The 21,018-nt window shown below is 47.5% G+C and carries 22 protein-coding genes and 1 tRNA gene; 21 read left to right on the top strand and 2 right to left on the bottom strand.

The features are described from left to right. Positions 1-122 precede the first annotated feature (122 nt). The 6 genes from Q7J88_RS08825 to Q7J88_RS08800 are packed head-to-tail and all read left to right on the top strand — an operon-like array spanning position 123 to position 3,989. The gene (locus tag Q7J88_RS08825; protein WP_303721810.1) at positions 123-986 is read left to right on the top strand and encodes a cation transporter; all 864 of its coding nucleotides are present in this window, start codon (positions 123-125) and stop codon (positions 984-986) included. Between the two features lie 46 nt (positions 987-1,032). Further along, complete coding sequence (locus tag Q7J88_RS08820; RefSeq protein ID WP_303721809.1) at positions 1,033-1,548, top strand: DUF2318 domain-containing protein; 516 nt, start codon at positions 1,033-1,035, stop codon at positions 1,546-1,548. A gap of 9 nt (positions 1,549-1,557) precedes the next feature. Beyond that, complete coding sequence (locus tag Q7J88_RS08815) at positions 1,558-2,715, top strand: FtsX-like permease family protein (protein WP_303721808.1); 1,158 nt, start codon at positions 1,558-1,560, stop codon at positions 2,713-2,715. A gap of 9 nt (positions 2,716-2,724) precedes the next feature. After that, on the top strand, positions 2,725-3,432 hold the full coding sequence (locus Q7J88_RS08810) for an ABC transporter ATP-binding protein (protein ID WP_303721807.1): 708 nt from the start codon (positions 2,725-2,727) through the stop codon (positions 3,430-3,432). 3 nt (positions 3,433-3,435) lie between these two features. Then, positions 3,436-3,690 carry a zinc ribbon domain-containing protein gene (locus tag Q7J88_RS08805; RefSeq protein WP_303721806.1) on the top strand — a complete coding sequence of 85 codons (255 nt, stop codon included), beginning with the start codon at positions 3,436-3,438 and terminating at the stop codon, positions 3,688-3,690. Next, positions 3,687-3,989, top strand: a complete 303-nt coding sequence (locus Q7J88_RS08800) for a hypothetical protein (RefSeq protein WP_303721805.1) — start codon at positions 3,687-3,689, stop codon at positions 3,987-3,989. Before Q7J88_RS08805 ends, Q7J88_RS08800 begins: the two co-directional genes overlap by 4 nt. Here the strand turns inward: Q7J88_RS08800 and bioD are convergent. Continuing rightward, entirely contained in the window at positions 3,986-4,723 is a 738-nt protein-coding gene (gene bioD / locus Q7J88_RS08795; protein ID WP_303721804.1) for a dethiobiotin synthase, read from the bottom strand. The two genes, Q7J88_RS08800 and bioD, sit on opposite strands and share 4 nt — an antisense overlap. Beyond that, positions 4,710-5,696, bottom strand: coding sequence for a biotin synthase BioB (gene bioB / locus Q7J88_RS08790; protein WP_303721803.1), 987 nt, complete (start codon positions 5,694-5,696; stop codon positions 4,710-4,712). Before bioB ends, bioD begins: the two co-directional genes overlap by 14 nt. 202 nt (positions 5,697-5,898) lie before the next feature. Between bioB and Q7J88_RS08785 the strand changes: the two genes are divergently transcribed. The 15 genes from Q7J88_RS08785 to Q7J88_RS08715 all read left to right on the top strand — a co-directional run bounded on the left by Q7J88_RS08785 (position 5,899) and on the right by Q7J88_RS08715 (position 21,006). Further along, positions 5,899-6,459, top strand: a complete 561-nt coding sequence (locus Q7J88_RS08785; RefSeq protein WP_303721802.1) for a helix-turn-helix domain-containing protein — start codon at positions 5,899-5,901, stop codon at positions 6,457-6,459. Between the two features lie 36 nt (positions 6,460-6,495). After that, a complete protein-coding gene (locus Q7J88_RS08780; RefSeq protein WP_303721801.1) occupies positions 6,496-7,062 on the top strand; it encodes a helix-turn-helix domain-containing protein in 567 nt (188 codons plus the stop codon). A 130-nt stretch (positions 7,063-7,192) separates the two neighbouring features. Further along, positions 7,193-7,468: an HU family DNA-binding protein gene (locus Q7J88_RS08775; protein ID WP_303721800.1), complete on the top strand. Its 276-nt coding sequence runs from the start codon at positions 7,193-7,195 to the stop codon at positions 7,466-7,468. A 403-nt stretch (positions 7,469-7,871) separates the two neighbouring features. Continuing rightward, positions 7,872-8,351 carry a Crp/Fnr family transcriptional regulator gene (locus Q7J88_RS08770; protein WP_303721799.1) on the top strand — a complete coding sequence of 160 codons (480 nt, stop codon included), beginning with the start codon at positions 7,872-7,874 and terminating at the stop codon, positions 8,349-8,351. Positions 8,352-9,033: 682 nt separating this feature from the next. Continuing rightward, positions 9,034-10,722 carry a Na/Pi cotransporter family protein gene (locus tag Q7J88_RS08765; RefSeq protein ID WP_303721798.1) on the top strand — a complete coding sequence of 563 codons (1,689 nt, stop codon included), beginning with the start codon at positions 9,034-9,036 and terminating at the stop codon, positions 10,720-10,722. Continuing rightward, a complete protein-coding gene (locus tag Q7J88_RS08760) occupies positions 10,712-11,635 on the top strand; it encodes a hypothetical protein (RefSeq protein ID WP_303721797.1) in 924 nt (307 codons plus the stop codon). The genes Q7J88_RS08765 and Q7J88_RS08760 overlap by 11 nt, the downstream gene beginning before the upstream one ends. Positions 11,636-11,719: 84 nt before the next feature. Continuing rightward, positions 11,720-13,468 carry an indolepyruvate ferredoxin oxidoreductase subunit alpha gene (gene iorA / locus Q7J88_RS08755; protein ID WP_303721796.1) on the top strand — a complete coding sequence of 583 codons (1,749 nt, stop codon included), beginning with the start codon at positions 11,720-11,722 and terminating at the stop codon, positions 13,466-13,468. A gap of 2 nt (positions 13,469-13,470) precedes the next feature. Next, complete coding sequence (locus tag Q7J88_RS08750; protein ID WP_303721795.1) at positions 13,471-14,049, top strand: indolepyruvate oxidoreductase subunit beta; 579 nt, start codon at positions 13,471-13,473, stop codon at positions 14,047-14,049. Positions 14,050-14,077: 28 nt separating this feature from the next. Then, a complete protein-coding gene (locus Q7J88_RS08745; protein WP_303721794.1) occupies positions 14,078-15,385 on the top strand; it encodes a phenylacetate--CoA ligase family protein in 1,308 nt (435 codons plus the stop codon). A gap of 16 nt (positions 15,386-15,401) precedes the next feature. Continuing rightward, positions 15,402-15,833 (top strand): ACT domain-containing protein, encoded by a 432-nt coding sequence (locus Q7J88_RS08740; protein WP_303721793.1) that lies wholly within the window; start codon positions 15,402-15,404, stop codon positions 15,831-15,833. A gap of 43 nt (positions 15,834-15,876) precedes the next feature. After that, on the top strand, positions 15,877-17,190 hold the full coding sequence (locus tag Q7J88_RS08735; RefSeq protein WP_303721792.1) for a phenylacetate--CoA ligase family protein: 1,314 nt from the start codon (positions 15,877-15,879) through the stop codon (positions 17,188-17,190). A gap of 49 nt (positions 17,191-17,239) precedes the next feature. Then, positions 17,240-17,316 (top strand) — tRNA-Pro (locus tag Q7J88_RS08730). Positions 17,317-17,730: 414 nt separating this feature from the next. After that, positions 17,731-18,690: an aldo/keto reductase gene (locus Q7J88_RS08725; protein WP_303721791.1), complete on the top strand. Its 960-nt coding sequence runs from the start codon at positions 17,731-17,733 to the stop codon at positions 18,688-18,690. A gap of 2 nt (positions 18,691-18,692) precedes the next feature. Next, a complete protein-coding gene (locus Q7J88_RS08720; protein WP_303721790.1) occupies positions 18,693-19,934 on the top strand; it encodes a M20 family metallo-hydrolase in 1,242 nt (413 codons plus the stop codon). Positions 19,935-20,421: 487 nt separating this feature from the next. Continuing rightward, positions 20,422-21,006, top strand: a complete 585-nt coding sequence (locus tag Q7J88_RS08715; RefSeq protein ID WP_303721789.1) for a hypothetical protein — start codon at positions 20,422-20,424, stop codon at positions 21,004-21,006. Positions 21,007-21,018 lie beyond the last annotated feature (12 nt).

The raw sequence follows: 21,018 nt of genomic DNA, 5'->3' as shown, positions 1-21,018 counted from the left end.
AGTCGTGTAGCGTTTAATCCCAAAAAATATTTGAAATCAGCCTATTGAAGCTCTTTTCGCTTTTGGCATGAATCCTGATCTGTGCAGGGGGAATCTTTTTACTTGCAGAATGAGGAGTTGGGATGAAGTTAAAAATCATTGTCGTTATTTTGTTAAGTGTTGTTGCCGTGGTTGGAGCATCTGTGTACGCAGGCTTTACGACCCGGATCACGAAACAGTCTGATTTAGCCTTAGCAGAACTTCAGGTTGAGAATATGACCTGCGGTGCCTGCGTGGACAATATCACTAAGGCCCTGGACAAAGTTTCTGGTGTTGAAAAAATCGACATAAGCGTAACAACTGGAATCGGGAAGGTCGCATACGATCCTTTGCTGGTTACACCGAAGCAGTTGACCGATACCATTACTGAAGCGGGCTATCCGGCGTCTGTTAAACAGCTTCTCTCGACAGAGCAATATCATTTGCTTCAGAACGAAGAAACCCGTCTTGCTGCCAATTATGTTGCCAGGATCGGCGATCAACTTATTTCGCGGCAGGATTTTGAGCAGCAGCTTGATCAGTTTCTGAAAAATTCCGGTCCTGAAGAAAAGATGGAAGGTAGACAACAGGCTCTTGCCCAAGTCTGGCAAACGATTATGCGAAAGACTCTGTTATTACAAGCAGCTGAGAAAAACCTAGTTGTTGTTCAACCGGGTGAAGTGGAACTGCGTATTGAGGAGATGCAAAAAGGGATGCCGAACATTGGTTCTTATATTCAGAGTCGTTACGGTTCAATTGAAAATTTTCGCCGACAACTTAAGGAAGATATGGTGATCAGCCGCAATATCGATCAGTTCGTGATCGGCAAAACAAATGATCAGCAACAGCGGCAACAGGTTCTTGACCAATGGTATCGGTCACTCCTCGATAATTCACCTGTCATCATTTATGACCCACAATTGAAACAAGCTATTGGCTCGGGCGGGTGCGGTGGTAGTTGTTGCTGATCGCTCTGATGAGTTTTTAAAAACCAAAAAAAATCAGGAGATGTGAATGAGTAGGCAACGTCAGGCTAAAAAAGAGATGTTTGATCAGGAAAAGAAAAATGGTTTTGGCGGAATTATCGCAGCGGTTCTTGTCGTTGCAGTGCTCGCCATTGGTGGTGGTTGCTTTTTCCTTTTCCAAGGCGCTTCTGATGGTCATGTCATGGTAAACAGCAACAACGGTGAAGTGCGACTCGATATTAATGAAATAAGTGATGGCAATGCACACTACTTCAAGTATGCGTCGGACACAGGAGATATCAGCTTTTTCGTCATCAAAAGTGTTGATGGGGTGATGCGGGCTGCGTTTGATGCTTGTGATGTTTGCTATCGGGAGAAAAAGGGTTATCGGCAGGAAGCGACTTCAATGGTTTGCAACAATTGCGGTATGCAGTTTCGCTCCGACCTGATCAACGTGGTGAAAGGGGGCTGTAACCCAGCGCCGCTGAACCGTCGGATTGAAGGGAAACAACTGGTCATCAATGACAGTGATATTCTGCAAGGCGCAAAGTATTTCGGTGGGTAGGGGGCTGATGTGAAGTTGGAATCAATCGCTTTCAATAATCTGCGTCGACGGAAAAGCCGCATGGCTTTTTTAGTACTCGGTCTGATGATCGGTGTTGCCACGGTCGTGACATTGGTTTCTTTGTCGAGCGCCCTCACGGCAGACATTCAGCACAAAATGGAGAACTACGGTGCCAACATCCTGATCACGCCTAGAAGCGACAACCTCTCGCTTAGCTATGGAGGGATTACCCTGGGGGGAGTTTCCGTCGATAGCACGGAAATTCAGCAGGTAGATCTGGAAAAGATCATGATGATTCCGAATAACCGCAATATAGCAGCGGTTGCTCCGAAGGTGCTGGGAGCGGTAGAAATAGGTCAAGAGCGGGTGATGTTGATGGGCGTCGACATTGACAAAGAGTTTCACCTCAAACGTTGGTGGAGTATTGATGGTCTGGCAGTGACCAATGACCGGCAGCTGGTCGCCGGGTATGCGGTCGCGCAGAAATTGGGGTTGCAGGTGGGTAACAAAATCACTGTCGCCGGGGAAGAGTTCCAGATAAGTGGTGTGTTGGCCAAAACCGGATCTCAGGACGATCAGCTCCTGATCGGCTCTTTGCCGATGGCCCAGCAGCTACTGAATAAAAACGGCACAGTTTCACTGGTCGAGGTGGCAGCGCTTTGTTCCGAATGTCCTGTTACCGATATGGTTAAGCAGATCGGTTCGGTTCTACCGGGTGTTGAGGTCAGCGCGATCCAGCAGGTGGTTAAAACCCGCATGCACAGTCTGGAGCAGTTTCGCACCTTCTCTTTGGTGATAGCTGGCGTCGTTCTACTAATCGGTGCGCTTGTCGTTTTTGTCACCATGATGGGGGCAGTCAACGAGCGAACTCGTGAAATAGGCATATTCAGGGCGTTGGGATTCCGGCGCTCCCACGTCATGCGGCTGATTCTAATGGAATCTTCAGCTGTTAGTTTGCTGGCTGGGTTGCTCGGCTTTCTCACCGGGATGGGGGCAACAGAAGCGATTCTTCCCTTTATGACCGAGCAGGAAGTAAAAACGCTGTGGGATCCTGCACTGGGGGCTGGGGCGATTCTGCTAGCTTTGGTCGTTGGTTGTATAGCTTCTTTTTATCCGGCCCTGCAGGCCAGTCGACTCGATCCGACCGAAGCTTTGCGTTCATTATAGGAGTACCGTATGTCGTTTGTTCAATTCTCAAATTTGCACAAGGTCTATAACAGCGATGCGGTTGAAGTGAAGGCGCTGGACGGGATCAGTGTGGAGATCGAAGAGGGAGCTTTTGTCGGGGTTATGGGACCGTCCGGATCGGGGAAAAGCACCATGTTGTCGATCCTCGGCGGTTTGTGCCATCCGACTGAAGGTGCCGTGGTGGTTGATGGAATTGACCTTTATCAATTAAACAGCGAGAAACGTGCTGATTTTAGACGAGAATATCTCGGATTTGTTTTTCAGGCCTTTAACCTGATCCCTTATTTGACGGCAGAAGAAAACGTAATGTTGCCGTTGGCGGTAAAGAAGATTCATTCGCGACAAAAAAAGGAAATGGCTCATTCTGTGTTGCAACGGGTTGGTTTGGGACATCGTGCGGGCCATCTGCCGAATCAACTTTCCGGTGGCGAACAGGAGCGAGTCGCAATTGCTCGCGCTCTGGTCAACGAGCCACCACTGATTCTCGCTGATGAGCCGACTGGCAGCCTCGACACCGGAACCAGCCGTGAGATAATGCAATTACTGAGTGTTCTGAATAAGGAGGGGCAGACAATTGTCATGGTCACCCATAACGATGAAGTGAGAAGTTATTTCGATCGGACTTTGCTGTTGCGTGATGGACTTATCGCAAAAGATGTTTGCAAACGGGAAGAGCTATACGCTCGTGTCGGGTAGAGTATGGTTTTACTGTTATTGATCATATTGGCAGTTCTGATCTGGTTGCTGCAAGCTGAACTGGAATCGGAGCGACAAATCGAAGATGTTATGGAAATCAGCTGCCCAGCATGCCAGCGCATGATCGATATCGACGCGATGGTTTGTCCGTATTGCCAGCTTCAGTTGCGCGAGGCATGCTCCACTTGCCATCGTGGCAAACTGATCAGTCATAAACATTGCCCGTATTGCGGTTCGATACAGAAGAGGGGCAAATGAACGTAAAACAAAAAGCCAGAATCATGTACGCGGCAGCATCGTTATTGCTATTGGTGATCGTCGGTTACAATACCTGGTCATACTATGCCGGGTATTGTACTGTAGCGACCCTCACGAGATTCAGCATACCGGCCAAACTGTTGCTGCTCGGTATCGCTATCGCAGTGGTTTTCCTGTTTTCAAGTAAAGCAAAAAATCGTAACCTTGCAAAGCAGAACACCTGTGGCTGCGGGGTCTTGTTGCGCAGTCGTTGGGATTATTGCCCTGTTTGTGGTCAAAAACGCAAAGAGCTTGGTTAGCAGGAAAAAAACGGTGGCAGATGGCGCGCGAGGAGGGAGTAGGTCTTCAACCTTGAAATCTGTTCGGCCAGCTGTGTTACTTTCTCTTGTGCATTCCCCGTGGCCTGGTTCAGCACACCAAGCAGTTCGTCAGTCGTCAAAGACGCGAGGCTGTGAGCAACAGTTTCTTCGGCTACTGTCTGCTCTGAAGGCATATTGTTGATCAGGTAACCGGCAACCGGCAAGTCAAGGTTGCGCGCTGAGAAAAGGGTCAACAGCGTGTGGTTGATTGTACCCAGATTGGGACGACAGACTACCACCAGTGGCAAGCCGACAGCTCGGGCGTAGTCGGCCATCAAAAACCCTCCCGCCAGTGGCACCATCAGGCCGCCTGCTCCTTCGATTATGGTGAAATCGTACTCATTGATCGTGTTTTTAGCCTGTTCAACCAGTCGACTGTAGGCGATACGGATCCGCTCTTTCGAAGCGGCCACGGACGGAGCCAGTGGTGCCCTTAGGCGATATGGGCAGATCGAATCGTCGGTCTGCTGGTTCTGCGCCGCCCACTTTAAAAGATTGCCGTCCAGCCCCAGTTGCTCCGGTTGGTTCACTCCCGTCTCCGCCGGTTTCATAACTCCGACCTGGACCCCTTTGTCAACCAGCATCTTGGTCAAAGCTGCTGCCACTAGTGTTTTCCCGACACCGGTATCGGTACCGGTAATAAACAAGCCTTTTGCTTTGTTATTTGCAGACATTGATGTTGACCTCTGCATCTTTAATCATTTGCATGTCAACCTCATAATTGCGGCCGGTGGTGGTCAGGTAGTTGCCGATCATGGTTCCACTGGCTCCAGCCATAAAAATTGCTGACTGAAATTCACGAAGGTTCTTCTCCCGACCGCCGCAAACAGAGATCCTTTTTTTCGGCAGCATATAGCGATAGAGACAGATAATGCGCAGGCAATCCATCGGTGTCAGAAGCGCTGTATCCTGCAGAGGCGTCCCGGCAACCGGGTTGAGGAAATTAAGTGGAACCGAGTCAACGTCGAGTTCCTGCAGCGTAACAGCCAATTCAAAACGCTGCTCGAGCGATTCGCCGAGACCGAATATGCCTCCGCAGCAGACTTCCATGCCTGCCTGTTTGGCGCAACGGACCGTTTCGACATCATCTTCGTAATTGTGCGTTGTGCAGATTTCCGGGAAAAACGAACGTGCCGTTTCTAGGTTGTGGTGGTAAGTTTTGCAGCCAGCGTCAGCAAGGGCCTTGGCTGATGACGAAACGAGAAATCCAAGTGAAGCTGACGGAGAAATCGCTGTTTCTGCATTAATCATACGAATTGCTGTGAGGATCTGCTCGAATTCCTCACCAGGTTCTATGCGGCTGCCACTAGTGACAATACCATAGCAGTGATTCCCGTCGTTTTCGGCTTGCCGAGCACCCTGGACGATTTCTGCAACAGATTTTAACGGATAAATCGGGCTTTCTGTCTGGTAGTGCCCAGATTGGGCACAAAAACTACAGTTTTCAAAACAGCGTCCAGATTTGGCATTGATAATAGAACAGAGATCAATTTTATCACCGAGAAACCTTTCTTTTAAAAGTTGGGCTCCGGCCATAAAAGAAGTTAATCCTGCTCCTTTTGCGGTGAGTATTTGCAGCGCTTCGGATGAGCTGAGAGTCCCTCCGACAGCGATTCGTTCAACGAGATTCTGGGTTATATGATTCATTAATCTCTCCATTTCGACAGAGGCCGAAGATTATCCTTTTTTTTCGCAATTGTCAACCAGGCATATCTTCTTGGTTGACAAGCGGCTATAGATAAAGACCAAGGTGGACTACCATTTAATGTTTCTTATATCTCATATAGGATTGACACAAAAAAACAGGAATGATAAAACGTGATTTTAAAATTGTATGGAGTGCTTTGGAATGGTGAAAAAATTAATCGGAAGAAAGCTCAAATCGTCACGTTTGAAAAGGGATAAAACCATACAGGAACTTGCTGAAATGTCGCGAGTTTCGTCTAATATGATCTCAAGAATTGAACGGGGTTTGACAACTCCATCCGTAGAAATTCTGATGAAGCTAGCCGATGCACTCGGGTTAAGTATCAGTTACTTTGTCGAAGAAGCGGAAAAGGGGAGCATGGTTGTTCATACCCCGGCTGACAAAGGTGAGCCGATCTTCTTCTTTGAAGATAAACATCAGATCAGCAGTTTAACCCAGGGCCTTCGTGACCCTGGTTTTTCTGTTTTTGTCGATACTCTTGAGCCTTATTGCGACAGCGGGGAGGGTGGCATGGTACATACCGGCGAAGAGTTCGCGATGGTTCTTGATGGGCGTTTGGAATTTGTCATTGAGGGACAAACCTACACTCTTGATAAAGGAGATTCGATCGGTTTTAAAGCATCGATCCCCCATAGTTGGCGAAATCGCAGCGACCAACAGGCTAAGATCCTCTGGGTTGTTTCTCCACCACCAAACGTCTAACTGATGTTGAATGCTGACTGAACTGGAGATGATTAGATGCAGGTAAAGAAGATTGTAGGCAAGAAGCTTAAGGAAATCCGCTTGAAGCAGGATATGACAATCCAGATCCTGGCTGAAAAATCACAGGTTTCTTCCAATATGATTTCGAGGATCGAACGTGGCTTGACGATTCCTTCGGTAGAAATACTGATGCGTCTAGCGACGGTTTTCGATAAAAGTATCAATTATTTTGTTGAGGATGTCTCCACCTCGCACGAAGTTGTACATACTCGGCCGGGAACACGTGACAAGACAGTCTATGATGACGAGCATAACATGCATACTGAGTCTTTCACCTCTGGTCTGCGCGACCCTCAGTTTATGTCTTTTTTTTGCACGGTGCAAAAAGGAGGCAGCAGTGGCAGGAAGAATATGTATCATCCTGGGGATGAGTTGATTTACCTCCTGGAAGGGCGTTTGCGCGTCACGGTTGTCGATGAGGTGTATGACCTTAAGTCGGGGGATAGCTTATGCTTTAAATCACATTTACCCCACCGATGGGACAACGTTGGCGATGAGGATGCAAAGGTCATCTGGACGCTTTCACCCTTTACAATTATTTGAAAAAATGGCCACAAAACCTGCAACTGCCTGAAACTTTTGCCACTATTGTTGACATGTGAAAATGATATTGTATATTCAACATAAATGTCCGTAAGTTTAGTAGTTAATTTTCACACCTCCAGGGGGCAACATGAACAAGTCTGAACTGGTGGAAGCTCTGTCCATTAAAAAGAATTTGACTTACAAGAAAGCGGAGCAGATTGTTAATCTGATCTTCGATTCAATGTCCCAGGCGTTGATTGATAAAGATCGTATTGAAATACGCGGTTTCGGTAGCTTTATGGTTAAAGATTATAAGGCTTATAAGGGCCGGAATCCAAAGACTGGTGAAGTGATCCAGGTTAAGGAAAAGATGCTGCCGTTTTTTAAGGTAGGCAAAGAATTGCGCGAGCGAGTTGACGACTGAGAGGTAAACCAAAATCAGAAAGTTTTTTAGCCACTTATTAAAATGTGAGTGGCTTTTTTACGTTTTGCGTTTGGAATTTTCGATCATCCTTTGATATATGACATGAAGGTTAAATAAGGCACTTAAGAAGAAGGTAACTTTGTACATTATGTGTTAGATCTCAGAGCGTTGTTTACACTTTATCGCCATAAAAAATATTCCAGTAGTTTTTCATACTGCGTCATGTTGTCAGTGCCCTTGTGAGGCTTGACCGTATTTATTATTTTTCTGGTTTTGACGAAAAATATTCAGCAACTGCTAAACTTAGCTAGCAAAGATGGGGTGACGTAGTTGTCTACAGGGTCGCCCCAACGGTTATTAAACTTTTCAATGATTCCGCTCAAGTGGAAAGGTTTGTTATTAAATGAGTCAGGTCAGTTTTGATGGTTTACAAGATAGCCCCCTGTTCAACCAGATGAGTCCAGGTGAAATCAAGAGCTTAGAAAAAATATTTACGGTAAAGCAGATCGCTGAGGGGAAAACGATTTTTATTGAAAATATGCCGGGTGAATCCCTTTATCTGATCAAAGAAGGAACTGTCCGGATTTCCCGTATGCTGGCCGAAGGTGATGAACAGGTATTGATTGTTCTTGGTCCGGACGATGTTTTTGGTGAAATGGCCGTTTTGGATGGAGGTGCCCGTTCTGCCACTGCTCGGATCGCTGAAGATGCTGTTTTGTACGGGCTAAACCGCAAAACCTTTGAGTCCATGGCAGAAAATGATCCGGTTTTAGGATTGAAGTTTGCGCTCAACATAGTGCGCATATTCAGTTGTCGAGTCAGAAATTCGCAAAAAGATTACCGGGCAATGTTGCTGGCATGCTTGAAACGTAACAAGAAATAAATTCAGTGCGCCCTATGAATAAGTTACTTTTTATTCTTGCTGCTGTTTTCTTTATCCGCCTACAGCACTATCCACAATACACCTCAACCACACCCCGATAGTCAGATTGACATGGATGGGCTGCAGGAAGGGCGGGCCGCGGGTGAAGTGTGCCTGTTTGCAAAATCACAGGAAGTGATGGTGATACCCTCTCCAGGAGACTAGAATTATCGTTCATTCTGGGTGGAAGTAACCAACCAACGTGACGTTATGCTTACCCTGGGCTATGTGGTTTCTTACTAGCCGACGAACAGGGTCGTCAGTATCAATCGCTCGATCCGTGGTAACTCCTGGCTAAATTAACCGATTCTGCCCCCTGTCTGATTCCGTATCTGTATGTCGGTTTTTATTGTTTTGAGGATTCTCTGCGTACTCAGGCTGATGCCCTACCAAATGATGGTATTTTGCCTGCCTCTTCGATTCATGAGGCTATCTATTTCCGGGCGGAGTTGCGAACTATGAAGAGCATTGATCTTCGTTACCAGATCGGCGCTTTGCCGGGGCAGAAATCTTTTTGAATTTTCCTCGCTTTTCTGGTTGAGGAAAAATAACCCACAAGTTATCTTTTGTGCCTTAAGAAAAAAGCGGTAGATTTGTTGATGAATCTATCGCTTTGTTTTTGTCTGCTGTTCGGTTGAGACTTATGGATTCATTATTAAATCAGAACTTTATCTTCAGTCTGTTTGGCGGTTTGGGACTTTTTTTATTCGGCATGAAGGTTATGTCGGAAGGGCTGCAGAAGCTTGCGGCCGACAAAATCCGCAAAACATTCTCTATTCTTACCAATAACCGGTTTGTTGGGATTTTAGTCGGCATTGCGGTGACCGCAATTATTCAATCCTCAACCGCAACCACAATTATGACCGTCAGTTTTGTTAACGCAGGTCTGCTGTCGCTATTGCAAGCGATTGGGGTCATTTTTGGTGCCAATATCGGAACGACCGTTACCGGTCAATTGATTGCTTTCAATATTGGTAAATTCGCGTTACCGGCTGTTGGCCTCGGTGCAGCTTTCAAGCTTTTTAGCCGACATAAACGGCAAATTTATACGGGAGAAATTATCCTTGGGTTCGGTTTGTTGTTGCTTGGGTTAACGACGATGAAACTCGGATTCGATCCTTTAAAGTCGAGTTACGAATTCAAGGAGCTGCTGGTTAAGGTTTCTAACAATAACCTGCTAACGGTGCTGATTGGTGCATTGATGACAATTGTCGTGCAGAGCAGTACCGCAACTATCGGAATTACTCTGGCGCTGGCTACATCTGGGTTGATCTCGTTTGAAACCAGTGTAGCGCTAGTTTTGGGGGAGAATATCGGTACCACGATCTCGGCAAACATTGCTTCGATCGGCACTTCGGTTGCGGCGCGCCGCACTGCATTTGTTCATTTTCTGTTTAACGTCATCGGCACATTTATCGTCCTTTCTTTACTGCCGGTCTATTTGAAGCTTGTGGCAATGTTTTCTCCTGGGGAAGCTGATTTTATTGTTCAAACCCAAGCGCAGGCTGAGAGCCTTACAGCTGCGATCGGAGACAAGCCTTATATCGCCCGGTATGTAGCCAACGCCCATACATTGTTCAATGTGATTAACGTTCTTATCTTTCTACCATTTACTGGTTTGCTTGCCAAAGTGGCGACGATCGTCATCCGTGGTAAAGATATCAGCGATAGTATGCAGGTCAAATTCATCGACAATCGGGTGTTGAATACACCACCAATTGCAATCGGCCAAGCCCGTCGTGAAGCGCAGCGCATGGCCTTGATCGCACTCGAGATGTTGGAGGAGACGACCCTTTTCCTGGAAGATTTCGACCTCAAACGAATCTCTGAACTAGAACGACGCGAAGAACTTGTTGATATGCTGCAGAGGGAGATTACCAACTTTCTGGCTGTGCTTTCGCAGCGTTCTATCTCTACGCAGACATCTGAAAGTATTGGTTCACTGATGCAGATCATTAACGATCTTGAGCGGATTGGGGATCACTGTGAGAATTTGTGGCGCTTAGGGCAGAAAAAGGCCGACGCAAGAATAATATTTTCCGATATAGGGGAGAATGAAATATCTATTATCGGCGAAAAAACCATTGAGTTTTTACGTTTTGTCGTTGAAGCGATGGAGCAAGGCGATACATCAATCGCCGCTATGGCGATTAAATTTGAAGATCAAGTCGACGAGATGGAAACCAGCATGCGTCTGAGGCATATCGCACGCTTGAACACCGGTGAATGTGCCGTTCAGCCTGGTTTGTTGTTTATCGATATGTTGCATAATTTCGAAAAGATCGGTGACCATACCTACAAAGTTTCTGAGGCGATTGTTGGTGAAAGATAAGCGCATTGCAGCAATAGATGTCGGTAGCAACACCATCAGGATGCTGGTCGGCAACTGTACTGGAGTAAATTATTTTCCAGAGCTTTATCGACAGCAGATCACCCGCCTTGCTGGCGGTTTTCAGCCAGGTCAGGGGTTGGCTAGTGCTAGTATGGAGCGAACTCTGGCTGTATTTTCGGAATATGCGGAAATTTTGCAGCAAATGGGAGTCGACCAGGTTCGTGCTGTCGGCACTGCCGCTTTGCGCAGGGCCGAAAATGCTCAACATCTGATTAATTTGATCAAGTTAAAAACTCGTCTGGATTTGGAAATTATTAACGGGGAAGAAGAGGCGCGATTAAGTTCTGCTGGCGTTTTGTCGGCCCTGCAACCAATACCTGACAGCTCTATGATTGTTGATATAGGCGGGGGTAGTACGGAAGTTATCTTCTGTCATCAGCAAAAGGTTTTGTTTTCATGTAGTTATCCGCTTGGGGTTGTGCAGCTTTGCGAAGAGATGCCGGACGAAGAGCATAGACTTGAATATCTGAAAGCCATGGTCGTGAAATTTGCTTCTGACCTGTTACGTGCCAAGGTTTCGGCTGAATTGCTTGAAACATGTCAATTGGTTGGGACTGCCGGCACTGTGACTTCCCTGGCGGCGCTTGATCTGGAAATGCGCGAATATGACCGCAACCGCATCAATAACCATCGGTTAGAGTTCGAATGGCTGGAAAATGTACTGGATACCTTGAGTGGTATCTCTGTTGCTGAACGGGAACAATTGCCTGGATTCGAACCGGGTAGGGGGGATGTCATTATCCCCGGCTTGCAACTGCTGATTGCTTTGGGGCGTTACTTTAAACAGAGCTCTATTCTGGTGGCCGATTCCGGTTTGCTGGAAGGGATTTTGCTCGATTTCTGTCAAAACTGATCTGATTGACAGAACCATCTCAATTGCCTATTATTCGGGCTCGCTATACTCATATTTCAAGTTATTAAATTCACAAGGATTGTTATGCAGAAAGTTATCCTCTCTGGCAATGAGGCCATAGCCCGGGGTGCGTATGAGGCCGGGGTGTTGGTCGCATCAGCATATCCCGGCACACCGAGTACCGAAATTCTGGAAAATATAACCAAATATAAAGAGATTGACTCCTCTTGGGCACCGAACGAGAAAGTTGCCTTGGAAGTGGCTATCGGTGCTTGTTTTGGTGGCGCACGTTCGCTGGTTACGATGAAGCATGTAGGCGTCAATGTCGCCGCAGACCCGCTTTTCACGCTATCCTATACCGGAGTTCGTGGCGGCCTTGTGTTGGTCGTGGCGGATGACCCAGAACTTCATTCCTCCCAGAATGAGCAAGATAGCCGCAACTACGCAAAATTCTCCAAGGTACCGATGTTCGAACCGGCAGATAGCCAAGAAGCGCTTGAATTCACAAAACTCGCGTTTGATGCCAGCGAGCAGTTCGACACCCCGATTTTCTTGCGCAGCACCACGCGAATTTCCCACTCTAAATCGATCGTTGGCCTTGCTGAGCGCAGATCTGATTTGCCCGAACCGAAATTGGAGCGCAACGCTGCCAAACTGGTCATGTTGCCGGGGAACGCCCGCAAACGTCATTACGTTGTTGAAGAACGTTTGCAGCAGATGGAAGAATGGGCCTGCCAGCAGCGGTTCAACCGGGTTGAAAAAGGGGATGGCAAGGTCGGGGTTATCACTTCAGGTGTCTCATACCAGTATGTCAAGGAAGTGATGCCGGAAGCAGATGTTTTGAAGATCGGTCTGGTTTATCCGTTGCCGAAGCAGTTGATTCGTGATTTCGCGGCTGGCTATGAGACCCTCTATGTTGTGGAAGAACTCGATCCATTCATCGAAGAGCAGGTTCGGGCGATGGGGATCAAGGTGATCGGCAAGGAGAAGATTTCGATTTGCGGAGAATTGACTCCGGGACGTTTGCAGAAAGCACTGTTCGACAAAACGGCTCCCACCGAGGATAACTCCCCGGAATTGCCACCCCGGCCACCGAACATGTGTCCCGGCTGTCCTCATCGCGGGGTTTTCATGGAGCTGAATCGTGCCAAAGCTTATGTGACCGGTGATATCGGCTGTTATACCCTCGGTTTCCTGCCACCGCTCTCGGCGATGGATACCTGTGTCTGCATGGGAGCCAGCATCGGTACCGCTACCGGGATCAGCAAAGTGCTCTCCGAAGAAGAACAGCGCAAGGTGGTTGCCGTCATCGGCGACTCGACGTTCCTGCATACCGGCATCAACGGTTTGATGGACATGGTGTACAATCAATCAGCCTCGACAGTGATCATTCTCGACAACCGGATTACTGCGATGACCGGCCGCCAGGAGAATCCAACCTCTGGATATCGGCTCAATGAGCAGGAAACCTATAAAGTGGATATTGAACAACTCTGCCGTGCCGTAGGTGTCGAGCACGTTAAAATAATCGATCCGTATAATATTAAGCTGACCCGGAAAACGATCCGTGAAGAGATGGCTCGGCCGGAAACTTCGGTGATCATCACTAACCGTCCCTGTATGCTGGTGCCGCGCGACAACATGGACAAGCGGATGCCGCTTTATGTCGAACATGATAAGTGCACCGGTTGCAAGACCTGCCTTCGCCTCGGTTGCCCGGCAATTGCTTGGGATGAAAAGAACAAGAAATCGAATATCGACAAGATTATCTGTGTTGGTTGTAAAGTCTGTCAGCAGACCTGCGGATTTGATGCTTTTCTGGAGTGTGAATAACCATGAGTGATGTGAAAAATATTCTGCTGGCGGGAGTTGGCGGGCAGGGCACTCTGCTTGCCAGTGAAGTTCTCTCAGAGGTCATGATGATGGCCGGCAAGGACGTAAAGAAGAACGAGATCCACGGCATGTCACAGCGTGGTGGCAGTGTCACCTCGCATGTGCGTTATGGTGAGAAGGTCTTCTCGCCGATTATTCCGGAAGGAGAGGTCGATATCCTGTTCAGTTTTGAACTGCTGGAAGCCAAACGTTATCTACCCTTGTTGCGCGAAAACGGACAGGTGATCGTCAATAATCTGAAGATTGCCCCACCTTCGGTTGCGCTCGGCAAGCAGGATTACCCGGAAAATCTAGCCGAGGAGATCAGCATGCAATTTCCGGACACCAAGGTGATCAACGGCCTCGATTTGGCCCTCGAAGCGGGAAATCCAAAAACGGTTAACACGGTGTTGCTCGGTGCGCTGTCCAAGGTGCTTGATGTCGATTATCAGCTCTGGATCGATGCACTGAAGAAGATGGTTCCGGCAAAGCTGCTCGATATCAATCTCAAGGCATTCGAGCTCGGCCGTAATGCCGCTTAAATGTATCTGAAATTTCAGGAGACACTAAATGATCTGGAACGATGATTTTGAGACTCTGCCGCGAGAAGCAATTGAATCGCTGCAACTGAAACGCTTGCAGCAGACTGTAGAGCGTGTGTACGCGACGGTTCCTTTTTATCAAGAGTCGTTCAAAAAAGCTGGTATCACTCCGGCAGACATTAAGTCGCTTGCTGATCTGCAGCGTTTGCCGTTCACTTTGAAGCAGGATATGCGCGACAATTATCCTTATGGATTGTTTGCTGTTCCTTTGGAGCAGATCGTTCGGATTCATGCCTCCTCTGGAACCACCGGCAAGCCAACTGTCGTCGGTTACACTCGTCGCGACATCGAAACCTGGACTGAGCTGATGGCGCGTTCTTTTGCTGCTGCTGGGGGGAATAAAGGTGACGTTCTCCACAACGCTTACGGTTACGGTCTGTTCACCGGCGGACTCGGAGCTCACTACGGTGCTGAGCGGGTCGGCGCATCGGTTATTCCGATGTCAGGAGGCAACACTAAAAAACAGCTGATGATTATGCAGGATTTCGGCTCCACTGTTCTGACCTGCACCCCGTCTTACAGTCTGTTTCTTGCTGAAGCAGCGACGGATGAGGGGATCGACATCAAAAAACTGAAGCTGAAGGTCGGTATCCTCGGTGCAGAACCTTGGAGCGAAACGATGCGTCAGGAAATAGAGGCGAAGCTGAATATCAAAGCGATCGATATCTACGGGTTATCGGAGATCCTTGGACCCGGCGTTGCTATCGAGTGTATCGAAGCACAGAACGGCTTGCATATCTGGGAGGATCATTTTATCCCAGAAATCATCAATCCGGAAACCGGAGAAGTGTTGCCGGTAGGGGAGAAGGGCGAACTGGTTATCACCACGATCACCAAGGAAGGGATTCCGTTGATCCGTTATAGGACCCGCGACATTACCCGCCTGATCAAGGAGCCTTGTATCTGTGGCCGCACCCACGCCCGGATAGAGCGTCTGTCCGGACGTAGCGACGACATGCTAATCATTCGTGGTGTCAACGTGTTCCCGAGCCAGATCGAGTCGGTGTTGTTCAATATCGAGGGGGTTGAGCCGCACTATCAACTGATCGTCGAACGTGAAGGGAACTTGGACACGCTGGAGGTTCAGGTCGAAGTCAATGAGCAGACCTTCTCTGATGAAATTAAGGAATTGCAGAATATGTCGAACAAGATTCGCAAGGATATCAAGGATCTGCTCGGCGTAACCTGTAAGGTCAAACTAGTTGAACCCAAAACTATCGCACGCAGCGAAGGTAAGGCTGTGCGTGTGATTGATAACCGTAAAAAATCATCCTGAAAAAAGGGGACTGGCAATGAAAGTTGAACAGATTTCGATTTTTATTGAAAACAAATCGGGCCGGTTGGCTGAGGTCTCCGGGGTTCTCGGCGATGCAGGGATTAACATTCGTGCACTGTCGCTGGCAGATACGTCCGACTTCGGTATCCTGCGGCTGATTGTCAACGATACCGATAAGGCTTTTAATGTACTGCGCGAACACAATTTCACGGTCAGCAAAACGGAAGTTATCGGTGTCGAAGTTCCCGATTCACCCGGGGGACTGTCATCGTTGCTGCAGACCCTTGATAAGAACAACATCAACGTTGAGTACATGTATGCATTTGTCGAGCGTTCTGGCGATAACGCGGTCATCATTTTCCGCTTTGACGACGTTGATGCCGCCATTGATGTGCTAACCAAGAATAGTATTAGGGTTATTGAAGGCAAGAAGTTAACCTCTATTTAACAAGTAGATAGCTCTATTTAATTGATCGGATAGTTGAAGTAATATGGAACAACAACCCACCATCTGGAACCCCGTTGCCGAATGCATGCCACGAGAAGAACTGCTCACTCTGCAACTGGGCCAGCTGCAGCAGACTTTGATGAGAGTTGCCGAAAATGTTCCCTGTTATCAGGGAAAATTTAAGGAGGTTGGGTTTAATCCAGGGGATTTGAAAGACTTATCCGATCTTGCAAATCTTCCCTTTACCACCAAGGAAGATTTGCGACTGAATTACCCTTACGGCATGTTTGCCGTACCGATGCGTGACGTGGTGCGCATCCATTCTTCTTCCGGTACGACCGGCAAGCCGACTGTGGTCGGTTATACCAAAGCAGATCTGGCCAGTTGGACTGAGCTTGTAGCTCGTTTCATGACAGCCGCAGGTGTGACCAACGAAGACATTATTCATATTGCCTTTGGTTATGGGCTTTTTACCGGTGCATTCGGTTTGCACTATGGCTCGGAAGCGATTGGAGCGTCGGTTATCCCGATCTCTGGAGGCAATACCGACAAACAATTGATGATCATGCAGGATTATCGTTCCTCTGTATTGGTGTGTACTCCCTCCTATGCTCTAACAATCGCTGATCGGATGGAAAAACAGGGAATAGCTCCGGAATCCCTGGCGTTACGGGTCGGCCTGTTCGGGGCGGAGCCCTGGAGTGAGCAGATGCGCGTTGAGATCGAAAATCGTCTTGGTGTCATTGCTACTGATAATTACGGTCTGTCGGAAGTCATGGGGCCGGGTGTGGCTGGGGAATGCCTCTGCAAAGCCGGTATGCATTTGGCTGAGGATCAATTCATTGCTGAAATTATTGATCCTGACACCTGTGAAGTTTTGCCGGAAGGATCTGTCGGTGAACTGGTCTTGACTAGCTTGACAAAACAGGCTTTTCCGATGATTCGCTATCGTACCCGTGACATAACACGCTTGCATTACGAAACCTGTGATTGTGGACGGACCTTTGCCCGCATGGAAAAGACGCGTGGCCGCAGCGATGATATGCTGATCATCAAAGGGGTCAATGTTTTTCCAACCCAGATCGAAGAAGTTTTGTTCCAGATCGAAGGCTGTCAGCCACATTATCAATTGGTTGTTGAGCGGGAAAATAACCAGGACAAACTGGAGGTGCAGGTCGAGGTTAACGAGAAGATTTTCTTCGATGAGATGAAACAGCAGCGTGCTTTTGTTACCGAAGCAGAGAAGAAAATACATTCCGCATTAGGCCTTAGTGTAAAAGTAAAATTAGTTGAGCCCTCCAGCATTACCAGGCACGAGGGAAAGGCCTGTCGGGTTTTCGATAATCGCAAGAACTAGCTTGACAGATAACTGTAAATACAACATAATCCGCCACGCGTTGAGTTGACGGGGCGTAGCGCAGCCTGGTAGCGCACGTGCATGGGGTGCACGGGGTCGGAGGTTCAAATCCTCTCGCCCCGACCATCAACGCTGAAGCCGATTTCCTTAGGAAATCGGCTTTTTTTGTTCTATTCAGATTCATGTCAGTTCTCCCTAATATGATAGCTTTTTTATATGAGGACATATGCGATGATATGCCACTATTTTGATTCATGCGCACAGTAAGCTATCCAGTTGGAACTTGGAAACAGTTACCCGTGATTTGCACCTTGGTGGTATTATCGACCTGAATCAAATCCGAACGTTAACAGAAGCTGAAGAAGCTTATTCATGTGATATGCTCAAGGACGGAGAAAAGTTTTGTCTCTGTACCTGGAAAAATAATCATTTCGTAACAAAAGCACTGATTTTAAGGCGCTCCCAAAGTCACGGCCTTTTTTGTTGCTGGCTTTTGTCTAGGCAGGTATTTTGTCGGCAACCTCAAAAAAGGAATGATTAATGGTGCAACAAAAACGGTATCGATTCGGAAGAACAAATCTAAAGATTTCGAGGCTGGTTTACGGCTCTCTTCCGTTAGGGCCTCTGCAAGCAAATGTTGCTCCGGAAGAAGGGGGGGAGCTAATCCGGCATGCGATTAAACTTGGTGTCAATGTTATCGACACTGCAGAACTATACGGCACCTATCGACATATTCGCGAAGGACTAAAAGGAGTTTCACAACAGCCTCACATCATCAGTAAAACCCATGCTGCGACAGCCGTTGATGCGCGTAGGCATGTTGAGCGCGCCCTAAATGAGATGAATGTGCAGAAACTTGATGTGTTGCATATTCATGGAGCGCGCCTAGTCAACCCCTTTATCGACCGGGCTGAAGTACTGGCGGAAATGAAATCCATGCAGCGGGAAGGTTTGGTCGATTACCTCGGTTTGTCGACCCATTATATTTGTGCGGTCAAACAAGCGGCAGAACATCCGGACATCGATGTAATCCATCCGCTGATCAATCGTGACGGGATGGGAATTCTCGATGGAACACCCGCTGAGATGGCTGAAGCGATTGCCTACGCGGCAAAATGCGACAAAGGCATCTATGGGATGAAGGCGTTGGCTGGTGGCAACCTGATTAAAGAGGCGCGTGAATGTTTCCGTTTTGTGCTCAACCTGCCTGGAATGCACGCTTTAGCGATCGGTATGTTGTCAAAAGAGGAGATAGAAGGCAACTACAAGCTTTTGACCACGGGTGAAGCTGAAGCAACAGTTTGGGAGCAATTAGAAAAAAGGGAACGCCAGATCCAGATTATGGAACAATTTTGCAAGGGATGCGGTGCCTGCATACCGGCGTGCACTAATCATGGGATCTTTCTTGAAAATGGTAAGGCTAAAATTATAAAAGAAGCCTGTATCCTCTGTGGTTACTGCGCTGCTGCTTGTCCTGAATTTATCATTCGAGTTGTATAATCATGTATTTCTGCTGTCGTCGTGATCGTTTAGAAAAGGACTTTGCTGAACTCGCCCAATTCGGATCGCTCGAAAATGGCGGGTTTACCCGGGTTGCTTATTCCCTTGAAGACTTGGCTGCACGTGGTTGGTTACAGGAAAAAATGGAGGATGCCGGGCTGCAGGTCGTGGTTGACGCGGTTGGGAATATTCGTGGTCAGCGGCCGGGACAAGAGGATCTGCCACCGGTTATGCTCGGTTCACATCTGGATACCGTCCCCGAAGGCGGCAATTATGATGGCTCGGTCGGCATTCTCGCTGCGCTTGAAATTATCAGGGTTCTCAATGATCGCGAACAGGTTACCAAAAGGCCGATTGAGGTGGTCAACTTCTCTGCCGAAGAATCGAGCCGCTTTGGAGTTGCCACCATTGGCAGTAAGGCTCTCACAGGAAAGCTTGATTTAAAGACTTTGAAATCATTGACCGACAGCGATGGGTTCACGCTCTATGACACACTGAGAGAAAGTGGCTACCACCCTGAAAATATCCAGTATTCATCATTGTCGCGAGAAAATGTTCATGCATTCCTTGAGCTACACATAGAGCAAGGCCCGGTCTTGGAAGAGAAGGAATGTCCCATCGGTTTGGTCTCCTCGATTGCCGCACCGACACGCTTTAACGTTGTGATTTCAGGTCGATCTGACCATTCTGGCAATACTCCGATGGCAATGCGTAAGGATGCATTGGTGGGTGCTAGCGAATTGGTTCTTGGCGTAGAAAATATAGCGACGGAGGCGGCTGGCAAGGATACCGTTGCAACTGTCGGTTATCTAAAAGTCTCCCCAGGGGTGATGAACGTTGTTCCCGGCAGGGTAGAACTGGGAATCGATATCCGTGACATAAGTTGTAGTGACAAAAATAAGGCGGTAAAGGCTGTTACAGAGCTGATGACCCAAATCGCTGCCAAAAGAGGTTTGGACATTTCTTGGAAAAAATTGTGTGATGACACTCCAGTCGAGCTTTCAAAACGTATCATGACATCGCTCGAAACGGTTGCTAAGCAAAACAACATGTCGTTTATTAAAATGCCGAGTGGCGCCGGGCATGACGCTATGAATATGGCAAGCATTACAGATGTGGGGATGATTTTCGTTCCCAGCGTAGGCGGGGTAAGTCACAATATAAAAGAATACAGCCGCATGGAAGATATTTGTATAGGGGCAAAATTACTGCTGGATGCAACGGTCCGGCTCGCTGAAGAATAGCTCCCCTTAAACTAAATTTCTATTCCGATTTAGTGCTTGTCCAAACACCCATTCAGATAGCTGAAAAGACCCATGCACTGGCTCATATCCAGGATACCATTCAGTTAGCTCCGGTCTTTCAACACGTTTATGGATTCGCAAGATCTATTTTAACCTTTGTAGTTTTAATATATAAAAGAATCTGTTTGGCCATCAAACCTAGCAAGCCTTCAGAAAATCACCAAAAATAAATAATATCATCAGGCAAAAGTTCGGTTTTACTCATTTATGGAAAATATAGAAGGCTCCAGACTAGCAGAAAAGCTCTGATAGTCTAGAGCCTATAGAAAATTCAAACTCGATGGAGAATATTCTTCAAATTCTTTACTCTTTTCCCCAGTGCTATCTGTAACGCACTGACATGAATAGTTTTTTATTCTGGCATGAGCTTTGATTATAAGATGATATGATATTGGTTAAACACTTAATGTCGCCTAAAGGAGAACATATGAAAAAAGCTATAATGATGCTTCTGATGAATTCTTTTTTAGTGCTTATTGCTAGCATAAGCTTTTCTGCCTCAATGCACGAGGCTCACCATAAAGGAGGAGAGTCATCATCACCTTCATGTATGATGGGTCCGAACATGATGGGTCCGAACATGATGGGTCCGAACATGATGGGTCCGAACATGATGGGTCCGAACATGATGGGTCCGAACATGATGGGTCCGAACATGATGGATTGTCGGAAAGAACATTTGTTTTTCCTCGGTCAAGCTAAGGAACTAGAACTCTCAGAAAAACAAATTGCTGAGCTCAAAACGATCCATTCAGATTGTCGTAAAGAAAATATCCGCACCGCTGCAGAAGTAAAAATTGTCCGCCTGGAGTTGGCTGAGTTGCTGGCAAGTGACGATTGGTCACTGAAAGACGCTGAAGACTTAGTGCGCAAAGCTCAAAAACTGGAAGCCGATATTCAAGTCCGTCACCTACAAGCGTTCAACGCTGCACGCAAAGTGTTAACCAAAGAGCAGCTTGACAAGGCTCGCTCAGGCGGTGGCGTTAAAAATCTCGAAGATCTTTTCCAGTAACTATAAAAGACC

This window comes from Malonomonas rubra (genome assembly GCF_003247215.1).
Taxonomy (GTDB): Bacteria; Desulfobacterota; Desulfuromonadia; order Desulfuromonadales; family Geopsychrobacteraceae; genus Malonomonas; species Malonomonas rubra_A.
The sequence above is the reverse complement of the archived record's forward strand: the minus strand, read 5'-3'. Positions and strand labels throughout refer to the sequence as shown.